Source organism: Pseudomonas sp. MF6767 (assembly GCF_016405475.1).
Lineage (GTDB): Bacteria > Pseudomonadota > Gammaproteobacteria > Pseudomonadales > Pseudomonadaceae > Aquipseudomonas > Aquipseudomonas paracarnis.
The window spans coordinates 136,251-153,084 of sequence record NZ_JAEKCY010000012.1 but is presented as its reverse complement, the minus strand read 5'-3'; the positions used below and the strand labels follow the sequence as shown (position 1 = coordinate 153,084).

The 16,834-nt window shown below is 63.1% G+C and carries 13 protein-coding genes; 4 read left to right on the top strand and 9 right to left on the bottom strand.

Features of this window, described 5'->3' with window-relative positions:
- Nucleotides 1-14: 14 nt before the first annotated feature.
- Genes JFT58_RS19440 through JFT58_RS19430 form a run of 3 tightly spaced genes read left to right on the top strand, consistent with a single transcriptional unit; the run spans nucleotide 15 to nucleotide 3,295 of the window.
- Nucleotides 15-1,550 (top strand): flavin-containing monooxygenase, encoded by a 1,536-nt coding sequence (locus tag JFT58_RS19440; protein WP_054897523.1) that lies wholly within the window; start codon nucleotides 15-17, stop codon nucleotides 1,548-1,550.
- Nucleotides 1,547-2,437 (top strand): SDR family NAD(P)-dependent oxidoreductase, encoded by an 891-nt coding sequence (locus JFT58_RS19435; protein ID WP_054897522.1) that lies wholly within the window; start codon nucleotides 1,547-1,549, stop codon nucleotides 2,435-2,437. Before JFT58_RS19440 ends, JFT58_RS19435 begins: the two co-directional genes overlap by 4 nt.
- Before the next feature lie 15 nt (nucleotides 2,438-2,452).
- Nucleotides 2,453-3,295, top strand: a complete 843-nt coding sequence (locus tag JFT58_RS19430; RefSeq protein ID WP_003190755.1) for a metal-dependent hydrolase — start codon at nucleotides 2,453-2,455, stop codon at nucleotides 3,293-3,295.
- A gap of 137 nt (nucleotides 3,296-3,432) precedes the next feature.
- On the opposite strand, the gene pepN is transcribed toward JFT58_RS19430, so the two are convergent.
- The 6 genes from pepN to JFT58_RS19400 are packed head-to-tail and all read right to left on the bottom strand — an operon-like array spanning nucleotide 3,433 to nucleotide 9,933.
- Nucleotides 3,433-6,090 (bottom strand): aminopeptidase N, encoded by a 2,658-nt coding sequence (gene pepN / locus JFT58_RS19425; RefSeq protein ID WP_054897521.1) that lies wholly within the window; start codon nucleotides 6,088-6,090, stop codon nucleotides 3,433-3,435.
- A 13-nt stretch (nucleotides 6,091-6,103) separates the two neighbouring features.
- Complete coding sequence (locus JFT58_RS19420; protein ID WP_003190752.1) at nucleotides 6,104-6,934, bottom strand: DUF2797 domain-containing protein; 831 nt, start codon at nucleotides 6,932-6,934, stop codon at nucleotides 6,104-6,106.
- On the bottom strand, nucleotides 6,931-7,191 hold the full coding sequence (locus JFT58_RS19415) for a YeaC family protein (protein WP_005788688.1): 261 nt from the start codon (nucleotides 7,189-7,191) through the stop codon (nucleotides 6,931-6,933). The genes JFT58_RS19420 and JFT58_RS19415 overlap by 4 nt, the downstream gene beginning before the upstream one ends.
- Before the next feature lie 14 nt (nucleotides 7,192-7,205).
- Nucleotides 7,206-8,075, bottom strand: coding sequence for a rhomboid family intramembrane serine protease (locus tag JFT58_RS19410; protein WP_054897520.1), 870 nt, complete (start codon nucleotides 8,073-8,075; stop codon nucleotides 7,206-7,208).
- Complete coding sequence (locus JFT58_RS19405) at nucleotides 8,072-9,046, bottom strand: metallophosphoesterase (protein WP_161793215.1); 975 nt, start codon at nucleotides 9,044-9,046, stop codon at nucleotides 8,072-8,074. Before JFT58_RS19405 ends, JFT58_RS19410 begins: the two co-directional genes overlap by 4 nt.
- Entirely contained in the window at nucleotides 9,043-9,933 is an 891-nt protein-coding gene (locus JFT58_RS19400) for an NAD(+) kinase (RefSeq protein WP_003217892.1), read from the bottom strand. Before JFT58_RS19400 ends, JFT58_RS19405 begins: the two co-directional genes overlap by 4 nt.
- A 144-nt stretch (nucleotides 9,934-10,077) precedes the next feature.
- Between JFT58_RS19400 and JFT58_RS19395 the strand changes: the two genes are divergently transcribed.
- Nucleotides 10,078-11,025 carry a DUF1853 family protein gene (locus JFT58_RS19395; RefSeq protein WP_054897519.1) on the top strand — a complete coding sequence of 316 codons (948 nt, stop codon included), beginning with the start codon at nucleotides 10,078-10,080 and terminating at the stop codon, nucleotides 11,023-11,025.
- 240 nt (nucleotides 11,026-11,265) lie between these two features.
- Here JFT58_RS19395 and JFT58_RS19390 read toward each other — a convergent pair whose 3' ends face one another.
- The 3 genes from JFT58_RS19390 to cobN all read right to left on the bottom strand — a co-directional run bounded on the left by JFT58_RS19390 (nucleotide 11,266) and on the right by cobN (nucleotide 16,833).
- Nucleotides 11,266-11,868: a vWA domain-containing protein gene (locus JFT58_RS19390; RefSeq protein WP_054897518.1), complete on the bottom strand. Its 603-nt coding sequence runs from the start codon at nucleotides 11,866-11,868 to the stop codon at nucleotides 11,266-11,268.
- Between the two features lie 53 nt (nucleotides 11,869-11,921).
- The gene (locus tag JFT58_RS19385) at nucleotides 11,922-12,926 is read right to left on the bottom strand and encodes an ATP-binding protein (protein WP_054897517.1); all 1,005 of its coding nucleotides are present in this window, start codon (nucleotides 12,924-12,926) and stop codon (nucleotides 11,922-11,924) included.
- A 145-nt stretch (nucleotides 12,927-13,071) separates the two neighbouring features.
- The gene (gene cobN / locus JFT58_RS19380) at nucleotides 13,072-16,833 is read right to left on the bottom strand and encodes a cobaltochelatase subunit CobN (protein WP_054897516.1); all 3,762 of its coding nucleotides are present in this window, start codon (nucleotides 16,831-16,833) and stop codon (nucleotides 13,072-13,074) included.
- Nucleotide 16,834 lies beyond the last annotated feature (1 nt).

Here is a 16,834-nt window from a genome sequence, read left to right as displayed (position 1 = left end):
GACGAGGCAGCCCTATGAATGCCCCCAGTGACTCAATCGACATCGCCATCATTGGCTCCGGGTTCGCGGGCCTGTGCATGGCGATCAAACTCAAGGAAGCCGGGCTCACCGACTTCTTTATTGCCGAACAGGCCGAGACCCTCGGCGGTACGTGGCGCGACAACCACTACCCAGGTTGCGCCTGCGACGTGCAGTCCCATGTGTATTCGTTTTCCTTTGCGCCCAACCCGAACTGGACGCGACAGTTCGCGGCGCAACCCGAGATCCGCGCCTATCTGGAAGACTGCGCCAGGCGCTTCGAACTGGCGCCCTACCTGCGCTTTGGCATGGGCCTGCAACGTGCGGTGTTTGATGAACAGCAGCAGCGCTGGCAGCTGACCTTCAGTAACGGCCGCCACGTCAGCGCACGGGTGCTGGTGTCGGGAATGGGGGGCTTGTCGCGCCCGGCAATGCCGGATATCCCAGGGCTGGACAGTTTCAAGGGCAAGCGCTTCCACTCCCAGCAGTGGGATCACGAGTACTCCTTGAAGGGCAAGCGCGTGGCGGTGATCGGCACCGGTGCCAGCGCCATCCAGTTCGTGCCACAGATCGCCCCGCAGGTAGCGCACCTGGACCTGTTCCAGCGCACACCGCCGTGGATCATGCCCAAGCCTGATCGGCCGATTTCCGCTGTCGAGCGCTGGTTGTTCAAGCATGTACCGCTCACCCAAAAGCTGGTGCGCGCTACGCTTTACTGGGCGCTGGAAGGCCGTGTGGTGGGCTTTGCCCTGCATCCACGCCTGATGAAAATGGTGCAGAAAATCGCCCTGCGTCATCTGCGTAAACAAGTGGCCCGCCCTTCCCTGCGCAAAACCCTGACGCCGGACTACACCATCGGCTGCAAGCGCGTGCTGATCTCCAACGATTACTACCCGGCACTCTCGCGCAGCAATGTCGAGGTGGTCACCGACAACGTGCTGCGCATCGAAGCCGACGGCGTGATCACCGCCGACGGTATCAAGCACCCCGCCGATTGCCTGATCTTCGGCACGGGTTTCCAGGCCAGCGACCCGTTGCCCCGTGGCTGCATCATCGGCCGTGACGGCATCGACCTGATGGACGCCTGGCGCGATGGCGCCCATGCCTACAAAGGCACCACCGTGCCGGGCTACCCGAACCTGTTTCTGATCGTGGGCCCCAACACCGGCCTGGGGCATAACTCGATGATCCTGATGATCGAGGCCCAGGTCGCGTACATCCTCGACGCCCTGAAACACATGCAGCGCCAGCGCCTTACCACGGTAGAGGTCAAGCCCGCCGTGGAGCACGCCTACAACCAGCAGTTGCAGGACAAGCTCAAGCGCACCATCTGGAACACCGGCGGCTGCCAGAGTTGGTACCTCGACCCGCGCACCGGCAAGAACACCACGCTGTGGCCCGGCTCGACCTGGCGCTTCAAACAGGTCACCCGGCATTTTGCCCTCAAGGACTACAGCGTCAGCCAGGCGCCGGCGCCAGCCCTCCCGCGAGCGGTTGCAACGCACTCCACCACAGAAGGCAGCCTGTCATGAAGTCATTCAACGGCCGCGTCGCGGCGATCACCGGCGCGGCTTCCGGCATGGGCCGCGCACTGGCCCTGGCGCTGGCGCGGGAGGGGTGCCACCTGGCGCTGGCAGACAAAAACAGCCAGGGCCTGGAACAGACCCTGGCGCTGATCCGCACCTCGACCTTGTCGCCCGTCACTGTCACCACCCAAGTGCTGGACGTGTCCGACCGCCAGGCCATGCACGATTGGGCAGCACGCTGCGCGGCCGAGCACGGCCAGGTCAACCTGGTCTTCAATAATGCCGGGGTGGCGCTGTCGAGCACCGTCGAAGGGGTGGATTACGCCGACCTGGAATGGATCGTCGGCATCAACTTCTGGGGAGTGGTACATGGCACCAAGGCATTCCTGCCGTACCTCAAGGCCAGCGGTGACGGGCACATCATCAATACGTCCAGCGTGTTCGGCCTGTTCGCCCAGCCCGGCATGAGCGGCTACAACGCTACAAAGTTCGCGGTACGCGGCTTCACCGAAGCCTTGCGCCAGGAACTCGACCTGCAACGCTGCGGCGTCTCGGCCACCTGTGTACACCCCGGTGGTATTCGTACCGATATCTGCCGCAGCAGCCGCATCGACGCGAACATGACCGGTTTTCTCATCCACAGCGAGCAACAAGCCCGCGCCGATTTCGAAAAACTCTTCATCACCGACGCCGACCAGGCCGCCAAAGTGATCCTGCAGGGCGTACGCAAAAACAAGCGCCGCGTGCTGATTGGCCGCGATGCCTATTTCCTCGACCTGCTCGCCCGTTGCCTGCCGGCGGCCTATCAGGCCCTGGTGGTGTTTGCCAGTAAACGCATGGCGCCCAAGCCGCGCACGCCAGTGTTTGAAACCAACGACGAGCCCCGACTCTGAACAGGAGCACGCACCATGCTGCCGATCCGTCGCGATATCCGTTTTGCCTTGCCTGCCGAGCGCATCAAGAACTGGCACGAACAAGGGCCTGTGGTCAGCCATTTCTTCAATGCCCTGTCGTTGCTGTTTCCCCAGGGCGAGCTGTTCTTCATGGACAGCGTGCGCCACTACCGTGGGCAGATCGACGATGCCGAACTGAAAAAAGAGATCCAGGGGTTTATCGGCCAGGAGGCCATGCACAGCCGTGAACACGTGGCGTATAACGACTTGCTGCAAGCGGCCGGCCTGCCGGCGCACACCCTTGACCGACGCCTGAAGTTCTTCCTCGACCTGCAGAAAAAACACCTGCCGCCGTCGTTCAACCTGGCGGTGACCATCGCCCTGGAACACTACACCGCCATGCTCGCAGAAATCCTGCTGAGCGACCCGTCGCGCTTTGGCGACTCACTCAAGGGTTACCAGCAGATGTGGTATTGGCACGCCCTGGAAGAAACCGAACATAAAGCCGTGGCGTTCGATGTGTGGAACACCGTGATCAAGCCAGGGCCGGCACGTTACCTGCTGCGCACGGGAACCATGCTGACCACCAGCGTGCTGTTCTGGGTGGTGGTGCTGGATTTTCACGTGCGCCTGTTGATTGCCGACCGCACTTCGGGCGGCACGCTGAAGGGCTTGTGGCGCATGGTGAAGTTCTTGTATGGGCCCAAGGGGGTGTTTCCACGGATGTTCCGGCCGTGGCTGCATTATTTCAAGCCGGGCTTTCATCCTTGGGATCATGACAACCGAGCACGGTTGGCGGGCATTGACCGGTTGGTCGAAGAGATAGAGCGCACGCGCCGCAGCTATGAATCGGCCTAGTGCCAGGGATCAATCCTGCCGCCTGTAGGAGCGAGCTTGCTCGCGAAAAACGTCAACGATGACGCGTGCTTCCTGAATGAACGCGGCGCCTGTGAGTTCCTCGCGAGCAAGCTCGCTCCTACATAAAGCAATGAGGTTTACGCCAGGCTCTTGCTGACCACCTCAAACACATCGCTGGACAGCTTACCCGCACCCAGGATGCGCTCCAGCTCCGCTTTCATCAGCGCCTGCCGTGCGCTGTCGTATTTACGCCAGCGTGTCAGCGGCGCCAGTTGGCGCGAGGCGATCTGCGGGTTCAACGTATTGAGCTGGATCACCAGGTCCGCCAGGAAACGGTAGCCCGAGCCATCCGCCGCATGGAAGTTGATCAGGTTCTGCCCGGCAAATGCGCCCACCAGCGCGCGCACCTTGTTGGGGTTCTTGATGGTGAACGCCGGGTGCTCCATCAACGCCTTGACCCGTGCCAGCCCGCCCGGCAAGGTGCTGCCGGCCTGTACGCTGAACCATTGGTCCATGACCAGCGGGTTGTCCTTGAAGTTTTCGGCAAACACCGCCAAGGCCTGGGCTTTCTCTGCTTCGAACGGCGAGTTCACCAACACCGCCAACGCCGTCAGGCGTTCGGTCATGTTATCGCTGGTGTCGAACTGATCCAGGGTGGCCGCCAATACTTCTGGCTTGCCGCTGAGCATCAAGTAAGACAGCGCGATGTTCTGCAGCGCACGGCGGGCGAAGTGCTCGGCCTCTGCCACGTAAGGCGTTTGCTTGGACAGCTCGCGGTTGGCCTGGTAGCGCAGCCACAAGCCTTCGAACAGGTTGTCGGCCAGTTGCTTGCGGGCAAACTCGCGGGCAGCGTGGATGGCATCCACATCCGCCACTTCGCTGATTTCCGTGAGATAGGCTTCGCTCGGCAGCGAGAGCATTTCGGCGACCATGGCCTGGTCCAGGCTTTCATCGCTCAACACCGTGCGCAGCGCGTCGATCAAGCGCTGATCAAGCTTCAGCGGCTGGCCAGCCTGGTGTTGGCCGATCAGTTCCTGCAATACCTGCACAGCCAACTGCTGGCCAGCATCCCAGCGGTTGAAACCGTCGCTGTCGTGCTGCATCAGGAACATCAGTTGATCGCGGCTGTAGGGGAAGCTGAGCTTCACCGGCGCCGAGAAACCACGCAGCAACGAAGGCAAGGGTTTTTCAGCGATGTCGACGAAGGTAAACGTCTGCTCCGCTTCGGTCACCGAGACTACCCGCGAAGTGTCGCCCGCTGTCGCTTCACCGGCCAGGCGCAAGGCAATGCCGGCGCCTTGCCCGTCCAGCAAGCCCAGCGCCACCGGGATCACAAAGGGCAGTTTCTCGACCTTGTCCGGAGTCGGCGGGCAGCTCTGGCGGAAGGTCAGGCTGTAGGTCTTGGCCGCCGCATCGTAGGCCTCGCTTACCGCCAGGCGCGGGGTACCTGCCTGGCTGTACCAGCGCTTGAACTGGCTGAGGTCGGCGCCATTGGCGTCTTCCATGGCCTTGATGAAGTCGTCGCAGGTCACGGCCTGGCCGTCATGGCGTTCGAAATACAGGTCGCTGCCTTTGCGAAAGCCCTCGGCGCCGAGCAAGGTGTGGATCATGCCGACCACTTCCGAGCCCTTTTCATACACGGTCAGGGTGTAGAAGTTGGAGATCTCGATAAAGCTGTCCGGGCGCACGGCGTGGGCCATGGGGCCGGCATCTTCAGCGAACTGGTGGGTACGCAGGTACGCCACGTCCTGGATGCGTTTGACCGTGGCCGAGTTCATGTCGGCAGAGAAGCCCGAGTCACGGAACACGGTGAAGCCTTCCTTGAGCGACAGTTGGAACCAGTCGCGGCAGGTCACGCGGTTGCCCGACCAGTTATGGAAGTATTCGTGGGCGACGATGGCTTCGACGCGCTGGTGGGCGGCATCGGTAGCGGTTTCGGCGCGGGCCAGCACGGCGCTGGAGTTGAAGATGTTAAGGCCCTTGTTCTCCATGGCGCCCATGTTGAAATCGTTGACCGCCACGATCATAAAGATGTCGAGGTCGTACTCGCGACCATAGGTTTCTTCGTCCCAGCGCATGGATTTTTTCAGGCTGGTCATGGCGTGCTGGCACTTGTCGATATTTTCCGGCTCGACGTAGATGCGCAACGCGACTTCGCGGTTGGTCATGGTGGTGAAGCTGTCTTCGACGCACCACAGGTCACCGGCCACCAGCGCAAACAGGTACGCCGGCTTCTTGAACGGATCTTCCCAGGTCGCCCAATGCCGGCCGTCTTCGCCAGGGCCGCTGGCAATCGGATTGCCGTTGGACAACAGCACCGGGTAGCTGTGTTGCTCGGCGATCACCGTGGTGGTGAACACACTCATCACGTCCGGGCGGTCGAGGTAATAGGTGATCTTGCGGAAACCTTCGGCCTCGCACTGGGTGCAGAACATACCGCTGGATTTGTACAAGCCTTCCAGGGCGGTGTTGGTTTCCGGGTGGATCTTGACGGTGGTGTCGAGGGTGAAAGTCTCACTCTTTGGCTGCACCGTCAGGTGGCTGTCGGTCAACTGGTAGTCAACGTCCGTGAGCGGCTGGTCGGCCAGGTTGACACTCAACAGCTCAAGTTGCTGGCCATCCAGTACCAATGGAGGCAAACCGGCGCCGCGCTCGGGGTTGCGGCGCATCACCAACTGCGCGTGGACCAGGCTGTGGTCCTCGAACAACTCGAAGGTCAGGTGCGTCTCGTCGATCAGGTAGTCCGGCGCCTGATAGTCCTTCAGGTAAATCATCTTCGGTTGTTCGGTGCGCATGCTTGGGATCCTTCTACTGATGCACGGCGAGCTGGTAGGCCGTGTATTTACGAATGTTGATGACGCCGGTGTCGAAGATCAGGTATTGGCCCTTGATCCCCAGCAGCGTGCCTTCGGCAATCGGGTTCTTGTCCAGGTTGAAGCTGACGATCTTGGTCGGATACTGCTCGACCGGGTAGCGGATTTCAATCGGCTCGATGTCGGCAATGGTTTGGATGGCTTGCAGGCCAAAGCGTTCCTGCAAACCCAGCAAGCCCTCGGCGCAAGAGGCGAACAGCTCATCACGCACCTGCTTGAGGTCCACCGATTGCGCGTCGCCCTTGAGCAAGGCACGCCAGTTGGTCTTGTCGGCCACCTGGCTGCGAAACAGATCTTCGACGAAGCCCGATTGCTGGCGCGTCGCCACGCGCATGATCGGCAGCGCCTGGCTGGCGCCCTGGTCCAGCCAACGGGTGGGCAACTGTGTAGCGCGCGTAATGCCGACCTTGATCCCCGACGAGTTGGCCAGGTACACCACGTGGTCGGTCATGCAGAATGTCTCGCCCCAACCCGGATCGCGGCAGGTGCCGGCGTCGTAATGGCAACGCTCGGGGCTCATGATGCACAGGTCACACTGGGCCAGCTTGGTCATGCACGGGTAGCAATAGCCCTGGCTGAAGCTGGTCTTGGTCTTGCGCCCGCAATGGCTGCAATGAATCGCGCCCAGGTATTCCAGGCGTACATGGGTGCCGATCAACGGATTGACCGGCACCTCGGTGTCGCCCAGGCGAAAGGCGTATTGAACGGTCGGCTCACCGAGTTGCGCCGACATTTTGCTGACTGCACCGCGACCAATTTCAATCAATGGATCGCATCCGACTTGAACAGGATGTTCGCCACCGGTTCTGACTTGGACGCGCACTCCTGCGGGCCCATATAGCCGGTGCGCTGCTCTTCGGGCAGGTTCTGGATCTCCCAGGCGATCATCGCTTGCAACGACAATTCGCGCTGCTCGGCGGTGAGCTTGCGGCCATCGGACCATTTGCCGATCTCTACCGCGAGCTTGAGGCTCTCGTAGATGTCCGGGGTGATGTTTTCGATCATTTCAGCAAAAGAGGACATAAGGCTCTTCCTTATCAAAGAGACGCTTTGCGACGGTTGTACAAACCACCGAGCAAACCCGTCAAGCAACCGATGACCAACCCGCCCACATGGGCCGCGTTGGCGATTTCGCCGAAACCGATCATCGAGACCAGCCCCGACAGGCAGAGCAGCAACCACACCAGCATCATCACCAGCACCCCACGGGGCAGGCGATAGGCCGGGTTGGGCGACAATAACTGAAAGATCCAGCAGTGCCCGAGCAGGCCGTACAACACGCCGGACAAACCGCCAAACAAGCCGGGGCCACCGTAGGCGTATTGCGCGTAGTTGGAAACCAGGCTGAACAACAGGGTCAGGCCCAGCAGGTTGATGCTGCCCTGGCGCGCTTCAATGCGCCGACCCAGCTCCCAGTACCACATGCCGTTCATCGCCAGATGCAGGATGCCGAAGTGGATCAGCATCGGCGTGACCAGGCGCCACCACTGCCCCGAGGCAAGCGTGTCGGCCAACGGTGTGAACTGGATGTACTCGCCCAGCACCCGGAACGGCAGGAAGGTCAGCCAGGCCATGGTTTGCAGGTTTTCACCCAGCAGGGTCACCGCACCCACAATCAGGCTGGCCAACAGCACCAGTGCGGTGACTGGGCTGTGGCGCACCTGCTGGACAAAGCCTGGCCGCGCAACCGGCGCCTGCTCGGGAATATCCAGTTGCTGGTCGGGGTCGCCAGCGGGGAAGCGTTGATACAACACGCGCACATCGTCGCTGATGGCCTCGGGCACCCACAGCACCTGTTCACCGGCCTCCTCGCTGACGCGGTGCGGCACCTGCATGCGGTGCAGCAACTTGACGAAACCACCCAGGTCAACGCTCAGGGGCAAGCGCAATACAGCTACGGTACTCATGGAATGGCCTCTGGTCGCTCAACGTCGACCCATACGAATTTACGCGGATCCAGCTGGGTTTCCTGGTCCAGCCGATACGCCACCAGCTTGCCGTACAGCACCGCGCTGTAGTCCAGGCAGGCCAGGTTCGGGCGGATCGGCGCCGGTTTGCCGCTGCGCCAGTAGTGGCCGACGAACAACAGCGGTTCATCGACGCCATAGCGCAGCAGGGAATTCTTTTGCGTGGACGACAATGGCGTGCGTGCCACCGGCTCTGGCAAGGCGTCGGGCTGGAACACGATGTCGCCGTAGGTCTTGGGGTCGTCTTCCCAGAACTTGGTGCGAAAGAACGACCGCGTCAGGCCATCGCCACCGGTCAGGGTGAGCCCATCGGGCAGGCGCATATCGGTGCCGCGCAACAGGCGATCGAATGCATTGCAGGCAAAACTGCCCGGTACGGCGGCGGCTTGCAGGAAGTGTTGGTCGATGCAGCCGTCCGGGAAGGTGGCGCGCAGCGGCTGGATAAAACTGTCGTCCCAGCACGCGTGCACTACGCGAAAACGCCCGGCGTCGACAAACAGCGGCATGTCGTAGAACCAGCCGAGGAAGTCGTGCCAGTCGGCCGGGTGGTGTTCGAACTGCGTCAGGGTCTCTTGGATCAAGCGGGCGTGGCGCGGGTTGTGCTCACGCACGAACTGCTTGCCACTGCCCGGCGGGGCCGGCGTGGTCCAGCCCAACGCATTGAACTCGTGGTTACCCATGATGCACAGCGCCTGGCCGGCCTCGGTCATATCGTGGACGATATGCAGCGCCTCACGGATGCGTGGGCCACGGTCGATGATATCGCCCAGGAACACAGCCATGCGTGACGGATGGCGCCAAGTGCCGCCCTGCTTGTGGTAACCCAATTGGTCGAGCAAGTGCTCAAGGGTATGAGCGCAACCGTGCACGTCACCAATCAGGTCGTAGCTACGCGCGGGATCGAGCATCAGTCGCCTCCACCTCCCAAGCGGCTGCCCCAGCCCAACTTGGTACGGCACACTTCGTAGTAGTTGTGATCCAGCGGGTGGATCAAGCGCAACTTCTGTGCCTTCTTGCTCACGGTGATGGTGTCACCGGGGGCGCAGGTGAAATGGTTCTGCCCGTCGCAGGAGACTTGCGGGTAGATTTGCATGTCTTTGGACACCACGATTTTCAGCTCACTGTTGCCATCGACCACAATTGGCCGACTGGACAACATATGGGGGTACATCGGCACGATCACAATGGCATCGAGCTTGGGATGCATGATCGGGCCTCCCGCCGACAGCGCATACGCGGTTGAGCCGGTAGGCGTGGCGACGATCAGGCCGTCAGCCTTCTGGCTGCACACGAACTGGCCGTCGATATACAGTTCGAACTCAATCATCCGCGTGGATTTGCCCGGGTGCAGCACCACATCGTTGAGGGCATCGCCCTGGCCGATCGCCTCGCCATGGCGGCGCACTTCGGCCTGCAGCAGGAAGCGGTTCTCCACCAGGTAATGGCCGTCGAGCACCTTGGCCACTTCGACTTCCAGCTCATCGGGGCGTATATCGGTCAGAAAGCCCAGGCTGCCACGGTTGATGCCCAGCACCGGCACGTTATGCCGCGCCAGTGCCCGGGCAGCGCCGAGCAGGCTGCCATCGCCACCGACCACGATGACCATGTCGCACACCTCGCCGAGCATCTTGCGCGACGAGGTTTGCAGGCCGTGGCCGGGGAGGATTTCAGCGATGGTGTCTTCGAGGATCACATGCAGGTGGCGCTCGAGCAGAAACTTCTTCAGCCGGCGGACGGTGTCCAACACCTGGGTACTGCCCAGGCGACCGATAATGCCGATATTGCGAAATTGCTCCATGGGGCTCCTGCGGGATCTGGGGTGAGGCAAAAAGAGCGATTATGGGCGAAAGGCCGTCTCAGGCAAAATCCTTTGTCGCCGCCAAGCCTTGATGACAATGGTTCTCAGGCACCTTCTGCACGCTGAAAAGGCTATGCTCGGACCATGACCCCATTCCCCGACTTGCACACCCTGCCCCGCCAACTGCGCCACCCCGAGGTGCGCGACCTGGCGTGGGTGATGCTCGCGCCGCCGATGCTGGCGCAGACGCCTTGGCCGCAGCGCCATCCGCTGGCGGGCAGTGACTGGGTGCAAGCCCCTCACCAACTCGAAGCCTGGCTGCGCCAGCTGGACCAGGACAGCAGCGCGTTGCAGCAGTGGCTGAGCCTGTCACGTACCCGGCGCCTGGGCCTGTACTACGAGCGCTTGTGGCAATTTGCGGTGCAGCAGGCGCCGGGTGTGGAGTTGCTGGCCGCCAACCTGCCGATCCGCCGTGCCGGGCACACGCTGGGCGAACTGGACATGCTGCTGCGCGACCGCGATGGGGTGCACCACCTGGAACTGGCGATCAAACTCTACCTCGGCCCGCAGGACGGCAACGGCCAGGACGCTACGCAATGGCTGGGGCCTGGCTGCCATGATCGGCTGGACCGCAAACTCGCGCACCTGGCCGAGCATCAATTGCCAATCTCCGCGCGGGCAGAAAGCCGCGAGGCATTGGCGGCGTTGGATATCCAAGCGTTCGATGCGCATTTGTGGCTCGGCGGCTATCTGCTCTACCCCTGGCCCGGCGCGGCGCACTCCCCCCTCGGCGCTCACCCGCAGCATCTGCGTGGGCGCTGGTTGCATCAGCGCGACTGGACAGACTTTGTCAGCACCCGCCCGGCGGGCCGCTGGCAACCCCTGCCCCGCCATGCCTGGCTGGCGCCCGCGCATTACCCGGCCGATGAAGTGTGGAGTGAGGTGCAGATGCAAGGTTGGCTGGCAGAGCTAGACCCAATGGCCCCGGCGCAGTTGCTGGTGCGCATGGTGCCGAACGGTGAGGAGTGGGAGGAAGCCGAGCGGTTGTTTCTGGTGGCTGATCTTTGGCCGAATGTGCCGGGGACAGGCTGATAGGTGTGGGGTGTTTGAGGGCCTCATCGCAGGCAAGCCAGCTCCCACAGTTTGACCGCGCCGCTGGCTTGCCTTTTGTAGGAGCGAGCTTGCTCGCGAAAAACTCACTGACTCCGCGTTCATTCAGCAAACACGGGTTATCGTTGACGTTTTTCGCGAGCAAGCTCGCTCCTACAGAATTGACCGCAGCGCCGATTCCATGTGGGAGCTGGCTTGCCTGCGATGGCGATAGCCCAGGCGCTACAGCTTATCGATGTGCTGATACTCCAACTGCAACCCCACCGCCAATTCCTCAGCCCGCCCCAACCTGATCGGCCCACGCTCGATGTCAATCAACATGCCTGGGCACTCCAATCGCGGCAGCGCGCCAATCGCCTTGAGCCGCCCATCGGTCACCACCAGCAACTTCTGTTGCTCGGCGGGATAGCGCTTGCGCCGTGCCGCCAACCAATGCCCCGCCTCCGTCAGCGCAGCCAGCAACGGCGTCCCGCCGCCTGCTCCCAACTGCTCCAACCAATCGGACAAGCCTTTCGCCGCCTTCAAACCTTGCACCTGCCACTTCGGCGATTGCCCGCTGGCCGTCAATAACGCCATACGCGCCCGTTGGCGATAAGCATCATCAAACAGCTGGGCCAGCAGCCCCTTGGCATCGGTCAGTGCCCGATGGCGCCGCGTGGACGCCGAGGCATCGACAATCACCAGCCACAGTTCAGGAGCCGACCGGCTGCGCAGGTGGAACAGCAGGTCCTCACGGCATTGCGGCCGCCCACCCAGCAACGTGCCCGGCCAATTGATCGCCCCGCGCTGTGCGCTGCGGGCCTTGCCCTGCCTGCCGGTGTTCAATCGCCCCGCCTGGGGCCGGGCATCCGCCCCCGCGTCAGGTCGGGGGCGGATGCCTAGGGCTTTTTTGGCCAGGTGGGTACATCGCGGCGTGCGCCCGTGGGCAAGGCGGGTGCGGGCATATCGCCCCACTGGCCTTGGCCGGGTGAGGTGTCAGAGGGTGACGATGACGGCCCGTCATCCGGCTGGGGCGGCGCGCCTGCCGGGGTTTGCTGCTGGCGGCGATGGCGCAAGGCGAACTCCGCCACCGCGTCGATATCTTCCTGCTCGATAGCAGCGGCGCCACGCCACGCCGCATGGGCGCGGGCGCCACGCAACCAGACCAGGTCGGCACGCAGGCCGTCGACCCCTGCGGCAAAGCAGCGCTCGGTGATGCGGGACAACGCCTGGTCATCCAGGGCGATACTGTCTAGCCGTGCCCGCGCCAGGGTGCAGCGTTCGCGCAAGGCAGCTTGCGCTGGCGCCCACTGCGCGCAGAACGCAGCCGGGTCAGTGTCGAAATCCAGGCGACGCCGGATGATCTGCCCGCGCTCGGCGGGCAGAGTCTGCCCGCTCAAGGCCACGTTGAAGCCGAAGCGGTCGAGCAACTGCGGGCGCAGCTCGCCCTCCTCCGGGTTCATGGTGCCGATCAGTACAAAGCGCGCCGCATGGCGATGGGAAATCCCGTCGCGTTCGATCAAGTTGGTGCCGCTGGCGGCTACGTCCAGCAGCAGGTCCACCAAGTGGTCGGCCAGCAGGTTGACTTCATCCACGTACAACACCCCACCGTCAGCCTTCGCCAACACACCCGGGGAGAATTGCGCACGGCCTTCGCCCAGTGCTGCGTCCAGGTCCAGGGTGCCGACCAGGCGCTCTTCGGTCGCCCCCAGGGGCAAGGTTACAAACTGACCGCTGGCCAGCAGGTCTGCCAGCCCACGGGCCAGGGTCGACTTGGCCATGCCGCGTGGCCCTTCGATCAGCACGCCGCCGATCTTCGGGTCGATGGCGGCCAGGCACAGTGCCAGTTTCAAGTCGTCGGCGCCGACCACGGCGGACAGCGGGAAATGGGGAGTATCAGTCATAGTCAACTCTTAATAACGCGTTCAAACGCTCCCGCGTGGGAACGCTTCGCTGGACGCTCGGCGTCCGTTCTTGTGACGCAGAGCGTCACGGGCTGCATTCCCACGCGGAGCGTGGGAACGATCAGCGGAGCGCGGGAATGATCACTCAGCTGTCTTCTTCTATGTCCAGCAACAGGTTTTCCAAGGCTTCGCGGTACGCCCCCGGTGCCTGCCACAAGCCACGTTGCTGGGCTTCGAGCATGCGCTCGGTCATGTCGCGCAGGGCATCGGGGTTGTGCTGTTGCACAAAGGCACGGGTGTCAGGGTCCAGCAGGTAGGCATCAGCGAGCAAGGCGTATTGGTGATCGTCAATCAGCGCGGTGGTAGCGTCGAAGGCGAACAGGTTGTCCACGGTCGCGGCCATTTCAAACGCGCCTTTATAGCCATGGCGCTTCACGCCTTCGATCCACTTGGGGTTGGCCGCTCGGGAACGGATCACCCGGTTGAGCTCTTCCTTCAAGGTGCGGATTTTCGGCACGTCCGGCTGGCTGTGGTCGCCATGGTAGCTGGCGGCCTTTTCGCCGCTCAGGGTTTCCACGGCGGCCAGCATGCCGCCCTGGAATTGGTAGTAGTCGTTGGAGTCGAGCAAGTCGTGCTCGCGATTGTCCTGGTTCTGCAACACCGCCTGCACCTGGCTCAACCGCTGGGCAAATTGCTCGCGGGCCGCAGTGCCTTCGTCAGCCCCCCCGTAAGCGTAGCCACCCCAGTTCAGGTAGACCTCGGCCAAGTCCTCGCGGCTCTGCCACAAGCGCCCGTCAATCGCGCCCTGCACGCCCGCGCCATAGGCACCCGGTTTGGCGCCGAAAATGCGCCAGCCGGCCTGCTTGGCCGCGGCACCTTCATCCAGGCCCGCCTCAAGCAATGCTTGGCGTTCACTGCGTACTTTGGCGGCCAGCGGGTTCATGTCGTCGGGTTCATCCAGGGCGGCCACCGCCTGCACCGCCGCATCGAACAGGCGGATCAGGTTGGCAAACGCATCGCGGAAGAACCCGGACACGCGCAGGGTCACGTCCACGCGCGGACGGTCCAATAAGCTGATCGGCAGGATCTCGAAATCGTCCACCCGCTGGCTGCCGGTGGCCCATACCGGGCGCACGCCCATCAGCGCCATGGCTTGGGCGATATCGTCCCCGCCAGTGCGCATGGTGGCAGTGCCCCATACCGACAGGCCGAGCTGACGCAGGTGGTCACCGTGGTCTTGCAGGTGCCGCTCAAGAATCAGGTTGGCCGACTGGAATCCGAGACGCCAGGCCGTGGTGGTTGGCAGGTTGCGTACGTCCACGGTAAAGAAGTTACGCCCCGTAGGCAGCACATCCAGCCGACCGCGACTCGGCGCACCGCTGGGCCCTGCCGGGACAAAGCGCCCACTCAAGGCATCAAGCAAGCCGCGCATCTCCGCCGGCCCGCAGGCATCCAGGCGTGGCGCGACGACAATGCGCAGGCTTTCGATCACCGACTTCACCTCCTGCCAGCCGGGCTCTTCCAACTGTTCGATGGGGCCTTCCAATGCCTGCTCGATCAAGCGCGCCGCGTACAACTCCAGACGTTCACGGGTATCCCCGGCCGTACGCCACAGCTGATCGTCAATCTTCTGCAACACCAACGGGCGCCGCCCCGTCCAGGGCTCGGCCAGTGCACAATCGAGCGGATCAAACCCCAGGTCGAATGCCTTGGCCAACACACGCAGCAGACTCGACTGCGGGCCCCGGCCATCGCCACGGGGAATGCGCAACAGCGCCAGCAAGGTGTCGATACGCAAACGGCCCTCGGGCGACTCGCCAAAGATATGCAGGCCATCGCGGATCTGCGATTCCTTCAAGTCGCACAGGTAGGTATCCAGGCGCGGCAGCCACACCGCCGCGTCCGCCTCACTGCCCAGTTCAAGCTCCTGGTCGATACGGGTTTCGCGCACCAGCTTGAGGATGTCTTTTTGCAGCTCCAGCGCACGGCGCGGGTCGAGCAATTGCGCCTCGTAATATTCGTCGGCCAATAACTCAAGGTCACGCAGCGGGCCGTAGGTTTCGGCGCGGGTCAGCGGTGGCATCAGGTGGTCGATGATCACCGCCTGGGTGCGCCGCTTGGCCTGGGCGCCCTCACCCGGGTCGTTGACGATAAACGGGTAGACATTCGGCAGCGGCCCCAGCAATGCATCCGGCCAGCAGTGCTCCGACAGGCCCACGCCTTTGCCGGGCAGCCACTCCAGGTTGCCGTGCTTGCCCACATGGATCACGCCGTGGGCGCCGTAGGTGTGGCGTAGCCAGAAATAGAACGCCAGGTAGCCATGGGGCGGCACCAGGTCCGGGTCGTGGTACACCGCGCTGGCATCGACCTGGTAACCCCGGGCCGGCTGGATGCCGACGAAGGTCAGGCCCAGGCGCAGGCCGGCGATCATCATGCGGCCATCGCGGCACATCGGATCGTTTTGGGGGGCGCCCCAACGCGCCAGCACGGCCTGGCGATTGGAGGCCGGCAAACGATCAAACATCGCCTGGTATTCCACAAGGCTCAGGCTTTGATGGCAGGGGCGCAGGTCGAGGCTGTCGAGATCGTTGGTGACGCCCCCGAGCAGTTCATGGATCAGCGCGGTGCCGCTATCGGGCAGCCGCTCCGCCACCGGGTAGCCCTCGGCTTGCAAGGCGCGCAGGATATTCAGCGCTGCCGCAGGGGTGTCCAAGCCTACGCCGTTGCCGATGCGACCGTCGCGGGTCGGGTAGTTGGCGAGGATCAACGCAATCCGTTTCTCGGCATTGGGCACCCGCGCCAACTCGACCCAACGGCGTGCCAGCTCAGCGACAAAATCCATGCGTTCGGGCGCTGCGCGGTAGCACACCACATCCGACTGGCTGCGCTCGCTGCGCCAGGCCAGGTCCTTGAAACTGATCGGCCGGCTGATGATGCGCCCGTCAAGCTCCGGCAAGGCAATGTGCATCGCCAGGTCGCGGGGCCCCAGGCCTTGTTCGCTGGCCTGCCAGCCGGGTTGGTTGTCCTGGGCGCAGATCGCCTGGATCACCGGGATATTGCGGCGAAACGGGCGCAAATGCGGCGCTTCCGGGCTCGATTGGGCAAAGCCGGTGGTGTTCAGAATTACCGCGGCTTGCACGTCATCCAACAGGTCCTCGACCACCGAGAGGCAGCCGGGTTCTTTCAAACTGGCCACCGCGATAGGCAAGGGGTTGAGGCCCGCCGCCTGTAAGCGCTGGCAGAACACATCAATAAAACCGGTATTGGCAGCCTGTAAATGGGAGCGGTAGAACAGCACCGCAGCCACAGGCCAATCGGGCTGCCAATCGGCCTGCCAGTCATTGAGGCGGGCATTGGCGTTGTGCGGGTGATAGATCGCCGTGCGCGGCAGCACTTGCGGCTCGGCCCAGGCATAGTCGCGGCCCAGGTGGGCACTGGCCAGGCAGTGATAAAAATCCAGGGCATTGCCCAGGCCACCTTGGCGCAGGAAGTGCCACAGGCGCTCGCGGTGTTCGGCCGCAACGGTGCTCAGGCTGCTGAGTTCCGGGTCCGGGCGGTCGTCACCCGGCACCAGGATCAGGGTGACGCCGCGTTCGGCCAACTCCACCAGGCGCTCGATGCCGTAGCGCCAATACCCGATGCCGCCGTGCAATGACAGCAGGATGACCTTGGCGTGGCGCAATACCTCGTCGACGTACAGGTCGACCGAGGCATGGTTCTGCACCTGCATCGGGTTGGCCAGGCGCAGGCTGGGGTAATCCTCGGGCAATTGCTGGGCGGCTTCGGCGAGCAGCGCCAGGCTGGAATCGCCGCTGCACAGGATCACCAGTTCAGCGGGGGTCTGGCCAAGGTCGGCTATATTGTCGTCCGCGACGAAACCACCGGGTTGGGTCCTGAGCAGGTGCATG

Bases quoted from the DNA above. Each gene is read 5' to 3' on its own strand.
- JFT58_RS19440 (WP_054897523.1), top strand. From the start codon at position 15: ATGAATGCCCCCAGTGACTCAATCGACATCGCCATCATTGGCTCCGGG.
- JFT58_RS19435 (WP_054897522.1), top strand. From the start codon at position 1,547: ATGAAGTCATTCAACGGCCGCGTCGCGGCGATCACCGGCGCGGCTTCC.
- JFT58_RS19430 (WP_003190755.1), top strand. From the start codon at position 2,453: ATGCTGCCGATCCGTCGCGATATCCGTTTTGCCTTGCCTGCCGAGCGC.
- pepN (WP_054897521.1), bottom strand. From the start codon at position 6,090: ATGCGCACCGAACAACCGAAGATGATTTACCTGAAGGACTATCAGGCG.
- JFT58_RS19415 (WP_005788688.1), bottom strand. From the start codon at position 7,191: ATGTCCTCTTTTGCTGAAATGATCGAAAACATCACCCCGGACATCTAC.
- JFT58_RS19410 (WP_054897520.1), bottom strand. From the start codon at position 8,075: ATGAGTACCGTAGCTGTATTGCGCTTGCCCCTGAGCGTTGACCTGGGT.
- JFT58_RS19400 (WP_003217892.1), bottom strand. From the start codon at position 9,933: ATGGAGCAATTTCGCAATATCGGCATTATCGGTCGCCTGGGCAGTACC.
- JFT58_RS19395 (WP_054897519.1), top strand. From the start codon at position 10,078: ATGACCCCATTCCCCGACTTGCACACCCTGCCCCGCCAACTGCGCCAC.
- JFT58_RS19385 (WP_054897517.1), bottom strand. From the start codon at position 12,926: ATGACTGATACTCCCCATTTCCCGCTGTCCGCCGTGGTCGGCGCCGAC.
- cobN (WP_054897516.1), bottom strand. From the start codon at position 16,833: ATGCACCTGCTCAGGACCCAACCCGGTGGTTTCGTCGCGGACGACAAT.